General features: G+C 57.4%; 16 protein-coding genes and 2 tRNA genes. 1 reads left to right on the forward strand and 17 read right to left on the reverse strand.

The genetic code is table 11. The features are described from left to right. Positions 1-237 precede the first annotated feature (237 nt). The 15 genes from pnp to rlmE form a co-directional block, all read right to left on the reverse strand. On the reverse strand, positions 238-2,343 hold the full coding sequence (pnp, locus tag ABQX22_RS17950) for a polyribonucleotide nucleotidyltransferase (protein WP_349801214.1): 2,106 nt from the start codon (positions 2,341-2,343) through the stop codon (positions 238-240). Between the two features lie 175 nt (positions 2,344-2,518). Further along, complete coding sequence (gene rpsO / locus ABQX22_RS17955) at positions 2,519-2,788, reverse strand: 30S ribosomal protein S15 (RefSeq protein ID WP_349801215.1); 270 nt, start codon at positions 2,786-2,788, stop codon at positions 2,519-2,521. A 152-nt stretch (positions 2,789-2,940) separates the two neighbouring features. Then, positions 2,941-3,858: a tRNA pseudouridine(55) synthase TruB gene (gene truB, locus ABQX22_RS17960; RefSeq protein WP_349801216.1), complete on the reverse strand. Its 918-nt coding sequence runs from the start codon at positions 3,856-3,858 to the stop codon at positions 2,941-2,943. A gap of 3 nt (positions 3,859-3,861) precedes the next feature. Then, positions 3,862-4,263, reverse strand: coding sequence for a 30S ribosome-binding factor RbfA (rbfA, locus tag ABQX22_RS17965; RefSeq protein ID WP_349801217.1), 402 nt, complete (start codon positions 4,261-4,263; stop codon positions 3,862-3,864). A gap of 161 nt (positions 4,264-4,424) precedes the next feature. Further along, positions 4,425-6,968, reverse strand: coding sequence for a translation initiation factor IF-2 (infB, locus tag ABQX22_RS17970; RefSeq protein WP_349801218.1), 2,544 nt, complete (start codon positions 6,966-6,968; stop codon positions 4,425-4,427). Between the two features lie 27 nt (positions 6,969-6,995). Next, on the reverse strand, positions 6,996-8,477 hold the full coding sequence (nusA, locus tag ABQX22_RS17975; RefSeq protein ID WP_349801219.1) for a transcription termination factor NusA: 1,482 nt from the start codon (positions 8,475-8,477) through the stop codon (positions 6,996-6,998). Between the two features lie 47 nt (positions 8,478-8,524). Next, a complete protein-coding gene (rimP, locus tag ABQX22_RS17980) occupies positions 8,525-8,983 on the reverse strand; it encodes a ribosome maturation factor RimP (RefSeq protein WP_349801220.1) in 459 nt (152 codons plus the stop codon). A gap of 131 nt (positions 8,984-9,114) precedes the next feature. Continuing rightward, a tRNA-Met gene (locus ABQX22_RS17985) sits at positions 9,115-9,191 on the reverse strand. A 95-nt stretch (positions 9,192-9,286) separates the two neighbouring features. Then, positions 9,287-9,372: transfer RNA gene (locus ABQX22_RS17990), tRNA-Leu, on the reverse strand. Positions 9,373-9,416: 44 nt separating this feature from the next. Then, entirely contained in the window at positions 9,417-9,797 is a 381-nt protein-coding gene (gene secG, locus ABQX22_RS17995) for a preprotein translocase subunit SecG (protein ID WP_349801221.1), read from the reverse strand. Between the two features lie 4 nt (positions 9,798-9,801). Continuing rightward, a complete protein-coding gene (gene tpiA / locus ABQX22_RS18000; RefSeq protein WP_349801222.1) occupies positions 9,802-10,557 on the reverse strand; it encodes a triose-phosphate isomerase in 756 nt (251 codons plus the stop codon). A 66-nt stretch (positions 10,558-10,623) separates the two neighbouring features. Next, positions 10,624-11,967, reverse strand: coding sequence for a phosphoglucosamine mutase (glmM, locus tag ABQX22_RS18005; RefSeq protein ID WP_349801223.1), 1,344 nt, complete (start codon positions 11,965-11,967; stop codon positions 10,624-10,626). Positions 11,968-11,983: 16 nt separating this feature from the next. Further along, positions 11,984-12,835, reverse strand: a complete 852-nt coding sequence (gene folP, locus ABQX22_RS18010) for a dihydropteroate synthase (protein WP_349801224.1) — start codon at positions 12,833-12,835, stop codon at positions 11,984-11,986. An 8-nt stretch (positions 12,836-12,843) separates the two neighbouring features. Then, entirely contained in the window at positions 12,844-14,763 is a 1,920-nt protein-coding gene (gene ftsH / locus ABQX22_RS18015) for an ATP-dependent zinc metalloprotease FtsH (RefSeq protein WP_441005307.1), read from the reverse strand. A gap of 169 nt (positions 14,764-14,932) precedes the next feature. Further along, on the reverse strand, positions 14,933-15,595 hold the full coding sequence (gene rlmE / locus ABQX22_RS18020; protein WP_349801226.1) for a 23S rRNA (uridine(2552)-2'-O)-methyltransferase RlmE: 663 nt from the start codon (positions 15,593-15,595) through the stop codon (positions 14,933-14,935). Between the two features lie 104 nt (positions 15,596-15,699). Here rlmE and ABQX22_RS18025 point away from each other — a divergent pair, with 104 nt between their 5' ends. After that, entirely contained in the window at positions 15,700-16,008 is a 309-nt protein-coding gene (locus ABQX22_RS18025; protein ID WP_349801227.1) for a YhbY family RNA-binding protein, read from the forward strand. Between the two features lie 86 nt (positions 16,009-16,094). Here the strand turns inward: ABQX22_RS18025 and greA are convergent, their stop codons facing one another. Together greA and carB are read right to left on the reverse strand one after the other, a co-directional pair. Beyond that, complete coding sequence (greA, locus tag ABQX22_RS18030) at positions 16,095-16,568, reverse strand: transcription elongation factor GreA (RefSeq protein ID WP_441005310.1); 474 nt, start codon at positions 16,566-16,568, stop codon at positions 16,095-16,097. Beyond that, positions 16,568-19,789 (reverse strand): carbamoyl-phosphate synthase large subunit, encoded by a 3,222-nt coding sequence (gene carB, locus ABQX22_RS18035; protein ID WP_349801229.1) that lies wholly within the window; start codon positions 19,787-19,789, stop codon positions 16,568-16,570. The genes greA and carB overlap by 1 nt, the downstream gene beginning before the upstream one ends. Positions 19,790-19,868: the final 79 nt, after the last annotated feature.

Consider the following 19,868-nt stretch of genomic DNA (forward strand, 5'->3'; position numbering starts at 1 on the left):
ATATCGCAAGCGCTGTGCCAAAGCCGCATTACCCATAAAAATCATATAATTCAGTTAGTTATGAATTCAACGATTTGGAAGGATCGTGCAGATTGCCCGTTTATCCAAAGTTCCAATTGCAAGATGCATGTTCTGACCGATGGAAACCCATGAGGGGTGGGCGCTAACCCTTTAAATTCACACATAAAAAAAGGACCCCGAAGGGTCCTTCTTTTCAAACGAACGTTGACGGGGTGATTAAACGCCCGACGCCTTCGCTGCTGCTACGTCTTTGATCGACAGCTTGATACGGCCGCGGTTGTCCACGTCCAGTACCAGTACTTCGACTTCCTGACCTTCTTGCAGGACGTCAGTCACTTTCTCAACCCGAGCGTCGCTCAGCATGGAGATGTGAACCAGACCGTCTTTGCCCGGCAGGATGTTGACGAATGCGCCGAAGTCGACGATGCGCTCAACCTTGCCGACGTAGATCTTGCCGATCTCCGCTTCAGCCGTGATACCCAGAACGCGCTGACGTGCAGCTTCAGCGGCTTCCTTGGTCTCGCCGAAGATCTTGATCGAGCCATCGTCTTCGATGTCGATCGAGGCTTTCGTCTCTTCACAGATCGCACGGATGGTCGCGCCGCCTTTACCGATGACATCACGGATTTTGTCGGTGTCGATCTTCATCGCGATCATGGTCGGCGCGTTTTCCGACAGCTCGGTACGCGACGTGCCAATGATCTGGTTCATCTGGCCGAGGATGTTCAGGCGCGCTTCCAGGGCCTGGCCCAGAGCGATTTCCATGATCTCTTCGGTGATGCCCTTGATCTTGATGTCCATCTGCAACGCAGTCACGCCCTTGGCGGTACCGGCTACTTTGAAGTCCATGTCGCCCAAGTGGTCTTCGTCGCCCAGGATGTCGGTCAGGATGGCGAACTTTTCGCCCTCTTTAACCAGACCCATGGCGATACCGGCAACCGGTGCCTTCATTGGAACACCAGCGTCCATCAGTGCCAGGGATGCGCCACAGACCGAAGCCATGGAGCTGGAACCGTTGGACTCGGTGATTTCCGACACGACACGGATGGTGTACGGGAACACGTCAGCAGCAGGCAGCATCGCCTGGATGGAACGACGAGCCAGACGGCCGTGACCGATTTCACGACGACCTGCGCCGCCCATGCGACCACACTCGCCTACCGAGAACGGAGGGAAGTTGTAGTGCAGCATGAACGGGTCTTTGCGTTCGCCTTCCAGGGTGTCGAGCAACTGTGCGTCACGCGCGGTACCCAGGGTAGCAACCACCAGCGCCTGCGTTTCACCACGGGTGAACAGTGCCGAACCGTGAGTCTTCGGCAGAACGCCGACTTCGATGTTCAGCGGACGCACGGTCTTGGTGTCGCGACCGTCGATGCGTGGCTTGCCGTTAACGATGTTTTCGCGAACGGTGCGGTATTCGATTTCACCGAACGCTGCTTTGACTTCGCTGGCAGACGGGCTGCCTTCTTCAACGGCGAGTTTGGCAACGATCTGGTCTTTCAGCTCGCCCAGACGTGCGTAGCGGTCTGCCTTGACGGTGATGGTGTAAGCCTGGGAGATCGCGTCGCCGAACTCGGAACGGATAGCAGCCAGCAGGTCGGTCGCTTCAGGCTTCGGCGCCCATGCCCAGGTAGGCTTGGCCGCTTCGGCAGCCAGCTCTGTCACGGCCTTGATGACCGACTGGAATTCGTCGTGGGCGAACAATACCGCGCCCAGCATCTGGTCTTCGGTCAGCTCTTTGGCTTCCGATTCAACCATCAATACCGCTTCCGACGTACCGGCAACGACCATGTCCAGGCTCGAGGCTTTCTGTTGTTCGTAAGTCGGGTTCAGCAGGTAGCCGGTGCTTTCGTGGAAAGCAACGCGCGCGGCGCCGATGGGACCGTCGAACGGGATGCCGGAAATGGCCAGCGCAGCCGAAGTACCGATCATCGCAGCGATGTCCGGATCGGTCTTTTTGCTGGTGGAAACGACGGTGCAGACAACCTGCACTTCGTTCATGAAACCTTCAGGGAAGAGAGGGCGGATCGGGCGATCGATCAAACGCGAGGTCAGGGTTTCTTTTTCGGAAGGACGGCCTTCACGCTTGAAGAAACCGCCGGGAATCTTGCCTGCGGCGTAGGTTTTTTCTTGGTAGTGCACGGAAAGGGGGAAGAAGCCTTTGCTGGCGTCTGCATGCTTGGCGCCGACCACAGTCACGAGAACGGTGACGTCGTCGTCAACGGTGACCAATACTGCACCAGAAGCTTGACGGGCAATGCGGCCTGTCTCGAGGGTTACGGTCGATTGACCGAATTGAAACTTCTTGATTACCGGGTTCACGGTTTCCTACCTTCTTTGTGGCTCTTGGGGGAACTGGTTTCTTGCGAATTCTTGGGCAGCGGCGGGAATCGGACCCGTCGGCAGTCCAGATAAAACTTGAGGCTGGAAGCCTGCCCCGCTTCCCGAAACAACCGGAAAGCCCGCGACAGACAACCAACCTCTAGCCACATCGTTATTAGCGACGCAGACCCAGACGCGCGATCAGAGCGCTGTAACGACTGATTTCTTTACCCTTCAGGTAATCCAGCAGCTTGCGACGCTGGTTTACCATACGGATCAGACCACGACGGGAGTGGTGATCTTTACCGTTGATCTTGAAGTGGCCTTGCAGTTTGTTGATGTTGGCGGTCAGCAGTGCAACTTGCACTTCTGGCGAACCAGTATCACCAACAGCTTGCTGGTAGTCGGTTACGATCTGAGCTTTTTCTTCAACGCTGAGTGCCATGTGGGCAATCCTTTTATCAGGAAACCGTTTCAGAAAAACGATTTCAACAGGCCGAGAGCAGACTCTCGTATTAAAAAGTGAGGGATAACCGTGCCTGTTAACAGCCACCCTCATTACCACCGAAGCAGGAAACCCTGCCTCCGCGGGTTCGGTCATTCTGACCGAATCAGTCGACGCGGCGCGATTCGCCCGTCTTCACTCACTTCACCGATCCCGATGAAGCGTCCTTCATGATCCTGCACCCGAACCATGCCTGACTGCGGCGCGTCCGGTGCCCTGACTGGTTGACCGTGCAACCAGTAGAACGAGCTGTGCTCTGAAAACTGTAGCAGCGGCCAGTGCAATAACCCACTGTCCGATGGCATCAGGAAACGATCAACCGCCTCATTGCCGCCTTCGGCATGAACCGCCTCCAGCTCTTCCAGCGTTACGGTCTGGGAAAGATCGAAAGGCCCTGCCTGGGTCCGACGCAACTGCGCGACATAGGCGCCACAACCCAGTTGCTCGCCGATATCTTCGACCAGGGTGCGAATATACGTACCCTTGGTGCAGTCAACCGCCAGACGTGCGGTTTCACCTTCACACGCCAGCAATTCCAGGCGCGCAATAGTAACAGAACGCGCCTCGCGCTCCACCACTTCCCCCGCACGCGCCAGCTTGTACAACGGCTGGCCATCACGCTTGAGCGCGGAGTACATCGGCGGTATCTGACTGATTTTTCCGCGAAAAGCAGGCAATGCCGCTTCGATTTCGGCACGACCAACGGTTACCGGACGCGTTTGCAAAACTTCGCCTTCGGCGTCTGCGGTGGTGGTCGTCTTGCCCAACTGCATAAGGGTTTCATAACCCTTGTCCGAATCGAGCAAATACTGGGAAAACTTTGTGGCCTCACCAAAGCACAACGGCAGTACGCCGGTGGCCAGAGGATCCAGGCTACCGGTGTGACCGGCCTTTTCCGCATTGAGCAACCAACGAACCTTTTGCAGGGCTGCGTTGGAAGTAAAACCCAGCGGCTTGTCCAGCAGGATGATCCCGCTGACGTTCCGGCGAATACGCTTGACCTGAGCCACGCCTTACTCCTCGGAACTGTCTGGCTTTTCGCCTTGCGGGTGCTGACCATCTTCGGCTACCGCACGCTCGATCAACGCGGACAGATGCGCGCCACGCACGACGCTCTCGTCGTAGTGGAAGTGCAACTGAGGGACGCTGCGCAGTTTCATTTCACGGGCCAGTTGCATGCGCAAGAAGCCTGCAGCGGCGTTCAGCACCTTGATGGTTTGCGCAATTTCTTCTGCACTGTCCTGACCCATCACCGTCATGAAAATCTTGGCGTGGCCCACATCGCGGCTGACATCAACGGCTGTGATGGTGACCAGGCCGACGCGCGGATCCTTGATTTCACGACGGATAAGCTGTGCCAGCTCACGCTGCATCTGATCGCCGATACGTTGGGTACGGCTGTATTCTTTTGCCATGTCTTGTTACCTGTCACTGACCCATGGCAAAAGCCATGCGGTCTGAAAGCGGCAAACGCCCGGCCTGGCAGAAGCCGGACCGGGCGTTGCGTTTAGAGCTCGTGACGAAAGCGTATGAGCATTTGCCTGCCACGCTTGCCACGGCTCCTCAAGCTCGCAAATTAGAGGCTGCGAGCCACTTGGACCTTCTCGAAGACTTCGATCTTGTCACCGACCTTGACGTCGTTGTAGCTCTTGACGCCGATACCGCATTCCATGCCGGCACGTACTTCGGAAGCGTCATCCTTGAAGCGGCGCAGGGATTCCAGCTCGCCTTCGAAGATAACGATGTCTTCACGCAGTACACGGATTGGACGGTTACGGAAGACAACGCCTTCGATAACCATGCAACCTGCAATCGCACCAAACTTCGGCGAACGGAACACGTCGCGGACTTCGGCGATACCCAGGATATTCTCCCGGACGTCGCTGCCAAGCATACCGGTAAGGGCTTTCTTGACGTCTTCGATGATGTCGTAGATCACGTTGTAGTAACGCATATCCAGACCTTCCTGCTCGACGATCTTGCGAGCGCCAGCATCGGCACGCACGTTGAAGCCGAACAGTACAGCGTTCGAAGCCAGTGCCAGGTTGGCGTCGCTTTCGGTGATACCACCGACACCGCCGCCGACGACGCGCACTTGCACTTCGTCGTTACCCAGGCCGTTCAAGGCGCCGTTCAGCGCTTCCAGCGAACCACGGACATCGGATTTGAGGACGATGTTGAGCGTCTTCTTCTCTTCCTGACCCATGTTCTCGAAGATGTTTTCAAGCTTGCCGGCGTGAGCACGGGCCAGTTTGACTTCGCGGAACTTGCCTTGACGGAACAGAGCCACTTCACGGGCCTTCTTCTCGTCGGCAACCACGCTCATCTCGTCGCCAGCGTCCGGCGTACCGTCCAGGCCGAGGATCTCGACAGGAATGGAAGGACCGGCTTCCTTGATAGGCTTGCCGTTCTCGTCGAGCATGGCGCGAACACGGCCATAGTTCGATCCGACCAGGACCATGTCGCCCTGACGCAGCGTACCGTCCTGAACCAGAACAGTGGCAACCGGACCGCGGCCTTTATCAAGGCGCGATTCAACCACGACACCACGACCTGGGGCCGACGGTGTTGCAGTCAGTTCCAGGACTTCAGCCTGCAACAGAACAGCTTCGAGCAACGCGTCAACGCCAGTACCCATTTTCGCGGAGACCGAAACGAAAGGCGTATCACCGCCCCACTCTTCGGACGTCACGCCGTGAACAGAGAGTTCACTGCGGATGCGATCAAGGTCAGCGCCCGGCTTGTCGATCTTGTTCACTGCAACAACCAGCGGAACACCGGCAGCCTTGGCGTGTTGCACGGCTTCGATGGTCTGCGGCATTACACCGTCGTCAGCAGCAACGACGAGGATCACGATGTCGGTAGCCTTGGCACCGCGAGCGCGCATTGCGGTAAACGCAGCGTGACCCGGGGTATCGAGGAAGGTGACCATGCCACGCTCGGTTTCAACGTGGTAAGCACCGATGTGCTGGGTGATGCCGCCGGCTTCGCCCGCAGCAACCTTGGCACGACGAATGTAGTCGAGCAGCGACGTCTTACCGTGGTCAACGTGGCCCATGACGGTCACGACTGGAGCACGGGAGAACGTCTCACCTTCAAACTTCAGGGACTCGGCCAGGGAATCTTCCAACGCGGTGTCGCTGACCAGGGTCACTTTGTGGCCCAGCTCTTCGGCGACCAGTTGGGCAGTTTCCTGATCCAGTACCTGGTTGATGGTGGCGGGCGTACCCAGCTTGAACATGAACTTGATGATTTCAGCGGCCTTGACCGACATCTGCTGGGCAAGATCGCCAACAGTGATGGTCTCGCCGATCTTCACTTCGCGCACGACAGGGCCGGTTGGGCTCTGGAAACCATGAGCGTTGCGCTTTTTCAGCTTGGCCTTGCCACGACCGCCACGACGGAAGCCGTCGCTTTCTTCATCGGTGGTACGTGGAGCAACGCGCGGCGTAGGCGCCTTCTCTTTAACGGACGCACGATGTGGAGCGTTTTTACGCTCGCCATCACCACCGCCGCCACGACGACTGTTGTCATCGGCACGAGGCTTGTCCGGGCGACGTTGTTCTTCGCGCTTGCGTACATCAAGCGTCGGCGTCGGTGCTGCAGCAGGCGTTTCGCGCACAGGCGCAGCAGGGGCGACAGGCGTCGGCTCCGGCGCAGGTGCGGCAACAGCGGCAGCAGCATCAGAAGACGGCTGAGCACCAGCAGGCTGGCGACGCGCTTCTTCTTCGGCGCGGGCACGGGCTTCTTCTTCAGCCTTTTGACGTGCAGCGTTTTCTACAGCACGGCGTTCGTCCATCTCACGCTTGCGCTCGGCTTCGATTTCTTCCGGGCTGCGCTGTACGAACACTTTCTTTTTACGAACTTCAACACTGATGCTCTTGCTGCCAGCAACACGCAGTGTGCTAGTGGTTTTGCGCTGCAAGGTGATCTTGCGCGGTTCTTCCACTTTCGCCTTGTGACCGCTTTTCAAATGAGTCAAAAGGGCTTGTTTCTCAATATCAGTCACATCTTGCTCGGCGGCGGTGTGCGGCAGACCTGCCTCACGCATCTGCTGCAACAGGCGCTCTACCGGTGTTTTGACCTCATCGGCCAGTTGTTTCACCGTGACTTGCGTCATGCACTTCTCTCCTCAGGCCGCGCCTAATTACTCGAACCAGTGGGCTCGGGCGGCCATGATCAACTTGCCGGCACGATCATCGTCAATGCCGTCGATGTCGAGCAGGTCGTCAATAGACTGCTCGGCCAGGTCTTCGCGGGTAACTACGCCGCGCACCGCCAGTTCCATCGCCAAATCCTTGTCCATACCCTCAAGCGAGAGCAGGTCTTCGGCCGGATGGGCGTCTGCCAGCTTTTCCTCTGTAGCAATGGCTTTGGTCAACAAACGATCCTTGGCCCGAGCGCGAAGCTCGTTGACGGTATCTTCGTCAAAGCCGTCGATGTTGAGCATCTCTTCCACGGGTACGTAGGCAATTTCTTCCAGACTGGTGAAACCTTCATCAACCAGTACCTGCGCCAGATCTTCGTCGACTTCCAGCTCGTCGATGAAATTGCGCAGGATGTCACCGGTTTCTGCCTGTTGCTTTGCCTGGATGTCCGATTCGGTCATCACGTTCAACGTCCAGCCCGTCAACTGACTGGCCAACCGCACGTTCTGACCACCACGGCCAATCGCCTGGGCCAGGTTGTCTGCGCCTACAGCGATGTCCATGGCATGGGCATCTTCATCAACAATGATCGCCGCGACTTCAGCCGGCGACATTGCGTTAATCACAAACTGCGCAGGATTGTCGTCCCACAGCACAATGTCTACACGCTCACCGCCCAACTCGCCGGAAACAGCCTGGACACGCGAACCGCGCATGCCGATACAAGCGCCCTGCGGATCGATGCGCTTATCCTTGGAGCGGACGGCGATTTTTGCACGCGAACCCGGATCCCGAGAGGCAGCCATCACCTCAATGAGACCTTCGGCGATTTCTGGAACTTCAATCCGGAAAAGCTCGATCAGCATCTCAGGCGCAGTACGCGACAGGATCAACTGAGGGCCACGGTTTTCAGTACGAATTTCTTTTAGCAATGCACGGACGCGCACACCAACACGGAAAGTTTCGCGCGAAATAATGTCCTCGCGGGCCAGCAGCGCCTCGGCGTTGTTGCCCAGATCGACGATGACATTGTCACGTGTAACTTTCTTAACAGTGCCCGAAATGATTTCGTTGACACGTTCGCGGTAAGCATCGACAACCTGAGCGCGCTCGGCTTCGCGAACTTTCTGCACGATGACCTGTTTAGCGGTCTGTGCGGCGATGCGGCCAAATTCGATGGAGTCGATTTTTTCTTCAATCAGATCGCCTGCGACCGCGCCAGGTTTTTTCTCCTGGGCCTGATCAACAGCCAACTCGTACGCGGGATCATCAAGATCTTCATCTTCGACGACCGTCCAACGACGGAATGTTTCGTAGTTACCGGTCTGGCGATTGATCTCCACACGCAGTTCAACTTCGTCTTCAAAACGTTTCTTGGTAGCAGTGGCAAGAGCCAACTCCAGCGCTTCGAAAATCACACTCGCCGGTACGCCTTTTTCATTGGATACCGACTCAACAACCAGCAGTACTTCTTTGCTCATCGTACGCCTCGCCTTTCGCAAGCCATTGGATCCGCGGGATCCGCGTCTCAGTCAAACGTGGGAATAATGTTGGCTTTGTCGATCTGATCGATCGGCAACAGGTACTCGTGGTCCTCAACTTGCACCACGACATCCTGCTCCTCCACCCCGCGGAGAAGACCCTGAAAGTTACGTCGGCCATCAAAGGGCGAGCGCAGCTTTATCTTCACTTGTGCCCCGGCGTGCAAGGCAAACTGTTCGATGGTGAACAGTGGGCGATCCATGCCAGGAGAAGAAACCTCAAGCGTGTATTCAGCGCTGATAGGATCTTCGACATCCAGAATGCCGCTGAGCTGGCGACTGACAATTGCGCAGTCTTCAACCAGAACGCCGTCTTCTTTATCGATAAAAATACGCAGCAGTGAATGTCGGCCCTGGGAGACGTATTCGATCCCCCAACATTGATAGCCAAGACCTTCGACCACCGGGACCAACAAGGCCTGCAACTGTTCTAGCTTGCTCGACACCTGAACCCCCTCGTGCATGCTGTGCAAATAAAAAAATGGGCAAAGCGCCCATCCATGAAAACGCCGTCGAACAGCGGCGTAGTAAAGTGTCCAGCTAACAAAAAGCCCCTAAAAAGGGGCTCCGCTAAAACTGGTTGCGGGGGCTGGATTTGAACCAACGACCTTCGGGTTATGAGCCCGACGAGCTACCAGACTGCTCCACCCCGCGACAAAGCTGGGGCGGAAGTATACGACTGATCCCCTGAAGAATCAATCCAACATCCACCTACAAGAAAGCCCGCATCTGCGGGCTGCCTTGTTAATTGGTACCGAGAAGGGGACTCGAACCCCTACACCCTATGGGCACAACCACCTCAAGGTTGCGTGTCTACCAATTCCACCACCTCGGCATTACAACTCTTTTGCAGCTCCAATATCAGCTGCGAATCCTGTGTTACTTCTGAGGAGCCTGAGGAACATCAGCTGGAACAACCGCTGGTTTCTGCTGCGCTTCCAGAACCGGAACATCATCTGCAGCCGGCTTTTGCTTCACTTCCAATACCGCTGGATCTGGCAAACCTACTTGAGTCAGCTGGTGAGCTTTCTCTTTAGCAAAGTAACCTAACCCCAAGCTGGTTATGAAGAAACAGGCCGCGAGTATAGCAGTAAGTTTACTGAGAAAGGTAGAAGAACCTTGTCCGCCGAACACAGTATTTGACGCACCGGCTCCGAAAGACGCACCTGCATCCGCACCTTTACCCTGCTGCATCAATACCAGAGCGACTACGCCCAAAGCACCCATCAGATGAAAAACGACTACGACTGTTTCCAGCATTTTTTCAGTTTCCCGCGGCGCGAATGATCGCACCGAACTCATCTGCATTCAGGGAGGCACCACCAATGAGCCCCCCATCGATATCCGGCATGCCGAACAGTTCAGCCGCATTGGCCGCCTTCACGCTGCCGCCATAAAGAAGTCGCACGCCTTGTGCGACCTCAGCATTCTCTTTTGCGAGCTGCGCACGAATAGCTGCGTGCACATCCTGGGCCTGCTGGGGCGATGCAGTCAGCCCCGTTCCGATTGCCCAGACCGGCTCGTAAGCAATCACCGCATTGACGAGCGCATCAATACCGAGCTCTTCAATGATGCTGTCAAGCTGTTGCCCGACAACCACCAAGGTCCTGCCCGCTTCGCGCTCTTCGAGGGTCTCACCAATACAAAGCACTGGAGTCAGACCACTCGCTTGAGCGGCAGCGAACTTGCGATTGAGCACCTCATTGCGCTCACCCATTATCTGGCGACGCTCGGAATGCCCTACCAGCACGAACTTGCAACCTGCATCGGCCAGCTGAGTTGCCGAGACTTCGCCCGTTAACGCACCCTGCCCTGCTTCGTGGGCGCAGTTTTGCGCACCGACAAGAATTGCTTTGCTGTGCAATCCGCCGACCACTTGCTCGACATGCAGATTCGACGGAAACACCGCAATATCAACGTCGCCAGGGAGGGACAGATTACCGAGACCCTCGATCAGCTCAGCGACGCTGGCGCGGGTACCGTGCATTTTCCAGTTACCAGCTACCATAGGGCGACGCATGCTGTACCTCGTCGGTCAAAGTGGGCGCAGATGTTACCCAACAGTTTCAACACTGGCAAGCCGAATTCAGGCGCAAATTTCAGTAACCAGTTTTGCCAACTCATCCGCGTAACCGCCGACTTGAGCCTGATCCTCGCCTTCGACCATCACCCGCACCAGAGGCTCAGTCCCCGACTTACGAAGGAGCACGCGACCGCGGCCACCCATGGCTGCCGTCACCCGGTCACACGCCTCCTTGATCGCCGGGTGCGACAGAGGATCAACACCCCCGCCATTGAAGCGAACATTCACCAGCACCTGAGGACATTTGCGCAATGCCTGCCGCGACTGCGCAAGGCTTTCGCCACTGCGCCGCAATGCCAGCAAGACCTGCAGCGCAGCGATGATGGCGTCTCCGGTGGTCGTGTGCTGGAAGCAGACGATGTGTCCGGAGTTCTCGCCGCCCACCTGCCAGTTACGCTCCAACAACTCGGCGATGACATAGCGGTCGCCGACGTTGGCACGAACAAACGGAATATTCAGTTCGCCCAACGCCAGCTCAAGCCCGAGATTACTCATCAAGGTACCCACGACACCGCCTTGCAAGCGGCCACGTTCGTGCAAATCGCGGGCGATGATGAACAGCAACTCATCACCATCGACGATCGCGCCCGTGTGATCGACCATCAGGACTCGATCGCCGTCGCCGTCGAAGCCGATACCCAGGTCAGCCTTCTCGGCGACCACGGCAGCTTGCAGCGCGCCCATGTGGGTTGAACCGCAGTCGTCGTTGATGTTGAGCCCGTTGGGCGAGGCGGACAACACAGTGACCTGTGCACCCAGCTCTCGAAACACGTTTGGCGCTACTTTATAAGTCGCCCCATGCGCGCAGTCGATGACCATTTTCAGGCCTGCGAAGTCGGTGCTGCTCGGGACGCTGCTTTTGCAGAATTCAATGTAACGGCCTGCGGCGTCGTTGATCCGCGAGACCTTGCCCAGCTTTTCAGACTCGGCAACCGTCATCGGTGCATCAAGCAGCTCTTCAATCATCATCTCGATATCATCCGGCAGCTTGGTGCCCTGACCGGAGAAAAACTTGATGCCGTTGTCATGGTGCGGATTGTGCGATGCGCTGATCACGATGCCCGCCTCGGCATGGAACGTCCGGGTCAGGTACGCGATCGCCGGCGTTGGCATCGGACCAAGCAGCATGACATCGGCGCCGGCGGCGGAAAGGCCAGCTTCTAGCGCCGATTCAAACATGTAGCCAGAGATTCGCGTGTCTTTGCCCACGAGGATCCGACAAGCCCCCATTTTGCGAAACGCCATCCCGGCCGCCCAGCCAAGCTTGAGCATGAAATCAGGGGTAATGGGAAACTGGCCGACTCGACCGCGAATGCCGTCGGTGCCGAAATATTTTTTGGTAGTCATTGAAGCTCCATCATTCTTATTTTGCCGATTCAACAGCGGCAAGCATGCGCACTACATCGACCGTTTCAGCAACATCATGCACACGCAGAATTCGCGCGCCCTGGAGTGTGGCCATAGCCGCCAGCGCAAGACCTCCGTAAAGGCGCTCATCCACCGGACGATCGAGCACTTTGCCAATCATGCTTTTGCGCGACACTCCGACCAGCAATGGGCGACCCAACGCATGGAGCGCTGCCATATGCTTGAATAGGCTCAGATTATGTTCCACTGTCTTGGCAAAGCCAAATCCGGGATCAAGAACGATCTTGTCTCGATCAATGCCGGCAGCCATGCATTCAGCCATCCGATCGCTCAGGAAGGTGCTGACCTCCCCCACTACGTCGACATAGTGGGGATCATTTTGCATATCGGTTGGCTCGCCGCGCATGTGCATCAGACAGACCGGTAACCCGGTGGCAAGCGCAGCATCCAGAGCGCCCTCTCGCCTCAGTGACCGCACGTCGTTGATCAGCCCTGCGCCCAGACGGGCCGCCTCGCGAATGACCGCTGGCGTCGAGGTGTCTACCGAGACAATGACGTCGAGTTCGCGATGAATCGCCTCGACCACCGGCCCGATGCGTTCGAGCTCTTCAAGGGGTGAAACGGAATGAGCGCCGGGACGAGTGGACTCTCCACCGACGTCGATCAGCGTTGCACCTGCAGCGACCATAGCCGCTGCATGTCGCAAGGCCGCGTCCTGCCGGGCAAAGCGCCCGCCATCGGAAAACGAATCTGGAGTGACATTGAGGATGCCCATCACGTGCGTACGGGCTAAATCAAGAACCCGGTTGCCGCAAGGCAACCGGGTCGAGTACAGCGCAGAAGTCATATCAAACCCTAGTGATCAGCAGCAGGGCCGCCAATCGGAGTTTCCGGACGAGGCCCGACAGGCGCAGGTGGCGTACCCGAGGTACCCGAACCACCTTCCCAGTCACGCGGCTCACGCGGTGCGCGACCCGCCATGATGTCGTCGATCTGCTCGGCATCAATGGTTTCGTACTTCATCAACGCATCAGCCATCGCATCGAGCTTGTCGCGATTGTCCGTCAGGATCTGCTTGGCGGTGCCGTAGCACTGATCAATGATGCTGCGCACTTCGGAGTCGATCAAACGGGCAGTGTCACCAGACAGACTGGCCGTCTGACCACCACCGCCACGGCCCAGGTAACCGCCGTCTTCGTCTTCGGAGTACATCAGCGGACCGAGCTTTTCAGAAAGACCCCACTTGGTCACCATGTTCCGGGCGATTTGACTGGCCCGCATGATGTCGTTCGAGGCGCCGGTAGTGACACCGTCAAAACCAAGGGTCATTTCCTCAGCGATACGACCGCCATAAAGCGAGCAGATCTGGCTGATCAGCGCACGCTTGGACAGGCTGTACCGATCTTCCTCGGGGAGGAACATCGTCACACCCAGCGCACGACCACGGGGAATGATCGAAACCTTGTAGACCGGATCGTGCTCAGGCACCACACGACCAACGATGGCATGCCCCGCCTCGTGGTAAGCAGTGTTCTGCTTTTCCTTTTCCGACATCACCATCGATTTGCGCTCGGCGCCCATCATGATTTTGTCTTTGGCCAGCTCAAACTCTTTCATCTCGACAATGCGCTTGCCGGTACGGGCAGCGAACAGAGACGCTTCGTTGACGAGGTTGGCCAGATCAGCACCGGAGAAGCCTGGCGTACCACGAGCGATCACCGCCGGGGCAACGTCGTCACCCATCGGCACTTTGCGCATGTGAACCTTGAGAATCTGCTCCCGACCACGAATGTCCGGCAGGCCGACAACCACCTGGCGGTCGAAACGACCTGGACGCAGCAAAGCCGGGTCAAGGACGTCTGGACGGTTGGTCGCGGCAATGACGATGATGCCGTCATTCATTTCAAAGCCGTCCATCTCTACCAGCAACTGGTTGAGAGTCTGCTCACGCTCATCATGACCCCCACCCATGCCGGCGCCACGATGGCGACCCACAGCATCGATTTCGTCGATGAAGATGATGCAAGGTGCATGTTTCTTGGCTTGTTCGAACATGTCACGGACGCGGCTTGCACCAACACCCACAAACATTTCAACGAAGTCAGAACCGGAGATAGTGAAGAACGGAACCTTGGCTTCCCCTGCGATGGCTTTTGCCAGCAAGGTCTTACCGGTACCCGGAGGGCCGACCATCAACACGCCACGAGGAATCCGACCGCCCAGACGCTGGAATTTGCCAGGATCGCGCAGGAATTCTACGAGCTCGCCGACTTCCTCCTTGGCTTCGTCGCAACCTGCGACATCGGCCAGCGTGGTCTTGACCTGATCTTCGGACAGCAGGCGCGCCTTGCTCTTGCCGAAACTCATCGGTCCGCCCTTCCCGCCTGCACCGCCTTGCATCTGGCGCATGAAGAACATGAAGACCGCGATGATCACCAGGATCGGGAAGCTGGCGACGAGCAGCTGAGTCCAGATGCTCTGCTGTTCAGGCTGCTTGCCTTCGATAACGACGTTGTTGTCGACAAGATCGCCGATCAGGCCGTTGTCCTGAATAGCGGGACGAATGGTCTTGAAGGCGTCGCCGTCGCTGCGTTTACCCGTAATGACGTAGCCATCAACGGCAACCTTCTCGACCTTGCCATCCTTCACTTGCTGGATGAACTCAGAGTAGTTGAGGGTCTGCGGCTCGTTCGGGCTGGAGAAGTTGTTCATCACCGTCACAAGGACAGCGGCGATGATCAACCACAGGATCAAATTCTTTGCCATATCGTTCAATTAGCTACCCTCTGAAGCAAGCCCCAGGCTGAAGCCTGCCTCGCATGATATTTACCGGCCTAACTTACTACAGATCCTACAGACGCGGCAGGCGACGTCTGTAACCCTTTGTGAACCTTTGACTACACGATCTTGGATACGCTTCATCAATAAAACCATTTGAAAAAAGCTATAGCGGTACGTCGAGACGTTCGATACTGGCGGAACCCTCGATACCGCGGAACCCACGCCCCAGCAGATACTGCTCGCGGGAACGATCACGTGAGGACAACGGTTTACGCATCTGAACCTTGTCGAACAACTTGCGGATGTCCTTGTGGTACACATCAAAGCCTTCACCCTGGAAGACCTTGATCAGAAAATCACCACCTGGCCGTAAGACACGCCCGGCAAGGTCGAGTGCCAATTCGCACAGAAACATTGCACGAGGCATGTCGACAGCGCTCAGTCCACTCATATTGGGGGCCATATCGGAAATCACAAGGTCTACCTGCGTATTACCGACGGCTTCCAGGATCTGTGCGAGCACCGCGTCTTCGGTGAAATCCCCTTGGATAAAGGTCACATCGGGGATGCTGTCCATCTCCAGGATGTCGGAAGCGATCAATCTTCCCTGCCCACCAATCAGACGACTGGTCACTTGGGACCAACCGCCTGGCGCGGCACCCAAGTCGATAACGGTCATACCGGGACGGATGATTTTGTCCTTTTCCTGAATCTCTAGCAGCTTGTAGCTGGCGCGAGAACGGTAACCGTCCTTCTGCGCCATTTTGACGTACTTGTCGTCGAAATGCTCTTTGAGCCAGTTATGGCTGGTTTTGGAACGGGCCACGTAGCACCTCAAAATGGGACGAGTCGCGATTAACTGGGCGGTCCCGGACTCGCTCGGGTAAACTGGCCGCCGCTTTTTACAAGATCAGACGCAGGGGTCAGATTATGCCGCTCACTCAAGAGCAGAAGAAACAATACAAATCCATTGGCCACCATCTGAAACCGGTGTTGACTGTGGCTGACAATGGTCTGACTGAAGGTGTGTTGGCCGAACTGGAACGCGCACTGGGCGATCACGAGCTGATCAAGATCAAGCTCAACATCCTCGATCGCGAAAGCCGTCTGGAATCCATCGCACAATTGTGCAAGGCCGGCCACGCCGATCTGGTGCAGGTAATCGGCAAAATGGCGCTCATCTACCGCAAGAACGCCAAGGTAAACAAGCAACTGTCCAACGTCCATCGGTTCGCCTGACAACTGCTTGGCCCATCGCGACATCGGGCCGCCAATCTTACCGATTGGCAGCCCGAGGTAGCACCCGCGCAAGGCGGGCGCCCGTATCACACGTGGCGGACTTCTACGATCTCATACTCAATCACGCCGCCTGGGGTTTTCACCGCGACGACGTCACCTTCTTCCTTGGCAATCAGCGCACGCGCAATCGGTGAGCCAACGGAAATCTTGCCAAGCTTGATGTCAGCCTCATCCTCACCCACGATCTGGTAAGTCACGCGCTCGTCAGTCTCGACGTTCGCAATCTCCACTGTCGTGCCGAAAATCACCTTGCCGGTGTGCGGAATCGCGCTGACGTCGATGACCTGAGCATTCTGCATGCGGCCTTCGATATCACGGATTCGCGCTTCGACCATACCCTGCTGCTCGCGGGCAGCATGGTATTCGGCGTTTTCTTTCAAGTCGCCCAGCTCGCGGGCGGTGCCGATGTCCTGGCTCAGCTTCGGACGGACGACTTTGGTCAGATGAGCGTGCTCTTCTTCCAGGGCTTTGGCGCCCTGGAGAGTCATAGGGTATTTGATCATGCCTTCAATCCTGCATGTAGATCCTGCAAGCGACGCACGGTTTTTTCAGGACCGAATTTCAGCGCTTCACAGATAGCCTCGCCCGCAGCAATGGTGGTGGTGCAGTAGATCTTGTGCTGCAAGGCGTTACGGCGGATGGAGTAGGAATCAGCAATCGACTGCCGACCTTCCGTGGTGTTGATGATCAACGTGACTTCGTCGTTCTTGATCATATCGACCACGTGCGGGCGACCCTCGGTCACCTTGTTCACGCGACGGACCTTCAGGCCAGCCGCTTCGATCAGGCGTGCAGTACCGGCGGTGGCAACAATTTCAAAGCCCAGGCTGATCAGGTCGCGCGCGACGCCGGCCACCAATGGCTTGTCGTCGTCCCGCACGCTGATGAATGCCGTGCCGCCCGTTGGCAACAGTTCGCTGGCGCCCATCTGGGCTTTGGCGAACGCTTCGCCGAACGTGTCGCCCACGCCCATGACTTCGCCGGTGGACTTCATCTCCGGGCCAAGGATCGGGTCGACACCCGGGAACTTGGCGAACGGGAAGACCGCTTCTTTCACGCTATAGAAATTCGGGATGATTTCCTTGGTGAAACCGATTTCCTTCAGCGTTTTACCGGCCATTACACGGGCGGCGATCATCGCCAGAGACACACCGATGCACTTGGAAACAAACGGTACGGTACGCGATGCACGCGGATTCACTTCGATGACGTAGATGTCTTCGCCCTGCAGCGCCAACTGAACGTTCATCAGCCCGACGACGCCCAGTTCGAGGGCCATCTTCTTGACCTGCTCGCGCATCTCGTCCTGGATATGCGCAGGCAGCGAGTATGGCGGCAGCGAACAGGCCGAGTCACCGGAGTGAACCCCCGCCTGCTCGATGTGCTGCATGATGGCGCCGATCACCACGTCGGTGCCGTCGCACACCGCATCCACGTCCATTTCGATGGCGCAGTTGAGGAAGTGGTCCAGCAGCACCGGGCTGTCGTTGGACACTTGAACCGCTTCGCGCAGGTAGCGCTTGAGTTCGTCCTCTTCGTAAACGATTTCCATCGCACGACCGCCCAACACATAGGACGGGCGCACCACCAGCGGGTAACCGATCTTGGCCGCGGCGCGAATGGCTTCGTCTTCGCTGCGCACGGTGGCGTTAGGCGGCTGACGCAGGTTCAGGCGCTCGACCATCTGCTGGAAACGCTCACGGTCTTCGGCACGGTCGATGGCATCAGGGCTGGTACCGATGATCGGCACGCCAGCGGCTTCCAGGGCGCGAGCCAGCTTCAGCGGAGTCTGGCCGCCGTACTGGACGATCACGCCTTTAGGCTTCTCGACACGGACGATTTCCAGTACGTCTTCCAGGGTCACTGGCTCGAAGTACAGGCGATCAGAGGTGTCGTAGTCGGTAGAAACGGTTTCAGGGTTGCAATTGACCATGATGGTCTCGTACCCGTCCTGACGCAGGGCCAGAGCCGCGTGTACACAGCAGTAGTCGAACTCGATGCCCTGACCGATACGGTTTGGACCGCCGCCCAGGATCATGATCTTGTCGCGCGTTGTCGGGCTGGCTTCGCACTCTTCTTCGTACGTGGAGTACATGTACGCGGTGTCAGTGGCGAACTCGGCAGCGCAGGTGTCGACGCGCTTGTAGACCGGGAACACTTCGAGCTTGTGACGATGCGTGCGCAGGTTCTTCTCAGTGACGCCCAGCAGCTTGGCCAGACGCGAATCGGAAAAGCCCTTGCGCTTGAGGCGATACATCAGGTCGCGGTCGATGCTCGACAGGCCCATCGTCTTGATCTTCTCCTCGTCCTTGATCAGATCTTCGATCTGCACCAGGAACCAAGGGTCGATCATGTTCATGCTGAAGATCTGCTCGACCGTCATGCCAGCGCGGAAGGCGTCAGCGACGTACCAGATACGCTCGGCGCCCGGCACGGTCAGCTCGCGCTTGAGGACGCTCATGCTGTCCGGATTGCTCAGATCCAGCTTCGGATCAAGACCGCTTACGCCGACTTCCAGACCGCGCAGTGCTTTCTGCAAGGACTCCTGGAACGTCCGGCCGATGGCCATGACTTCGCCGACCGACTTCATTTGCGTGGTCAGGCGGGCGTCTGCTTTCGGGAATTTCTCGAAGGCAAAGCGCGGCAGCTTGGTCACGACGTAGTCGATGGAAGGCTCGAAGGACGCCGGGGTCTTGCCGCCGGTGATTTCGTTCTGCAGTTCATCCAGGGTGTAACCGATGGCCAGCTTGGCGGCAACGCGAGCAATCGGGAAGCCGGTCGCTTTGGAAGCCAGTGCCGACGAACGCGATACCCGCGGGTTCATCTCGATCACGACCATGCGGCCAGTGTCCGGGCAAATGCCGAACTGAACGTTCGAACCGCCGGTTTCAACGCCGATCTCACGCAGTACCGCCAACGAGGCGTTACGCATGATCTGGTATTCCTTGTCGGTCAGCGTCTGCGCTGGCGCAACCGTGATGGAGTCGCCGGTGTGGACGCCCATCGGGTCAAAGTTTTCGATGGAGCAGACGATGATGCAGTTGTCCTTTTTGTCGCGGACAACTTCCATTTCATATTCTTTCCAGCCAATCAGCGATTCGTCGATCAGCAGCTCTTTGGTCGGCGACAGGTCCAGACCGCGGGTGCAGATTTCTTCGAATTCTTCACGGTTGTAAGCGATACCGCCGCCCGTGCCGCCCATGGTGAACGATGGACGGATGATGCAAGGGAAGCCAAGCTTCTCAAGCACGGTATTGGCTTCTTCCATCGTGTGGGCAATGCCGGAACGCGGGCAATCAAGGCCGATGGACTTCATCGCCTTGTCGAAGCGCGAGCGGTCTTCGGCTTTGTCGATGGTGTCAGCGTTGGCGCCGATCATTTCCACGCCAAACTTCTCCAGAACGCCTTCGCGCTCCAGATCCAGTGCGCAGTTGAGCGCCGTCTGGCCACCCATGGTCGGCAGCAGTGCGTCCGGGCGTTCTTTCTCGATGATCTTGGCAACGGTCTGCCATTTGATCGGTTCGATGTAGGTCGCATCGGCCATGTCCGGGTCGGTCATGATCGTTGCCGGGTTGGAGTTCACCAGAATGACGCGGTAACCCTCCTCGCGCAGAGCCTTGCAGGCCTGGGCGCCGGAGTAGTCGAATTCGCAGGCCTGGCCAATCACGATGGGGCCGGCGCCGAGAATCAGGATACTTTTAATGTCTGTACGTTTTGGCATGGGTTGTCACTCAAATCCTATGTCAGTCGGCAAGCCGTCTTGAACATTCTGCGGCTAGGGGGCGATGTCGCCGGACGGT

The sequence above is a fragment of the Xanthomonas sp. WHRI 1810A genome (assembly GCF_040202885.1).
GTDB lineage: Bacteria > Pseudomonadota > Gammaproteobacteria > Pseudomonadales > Pseudomonadaceae > Aquipseudomonas.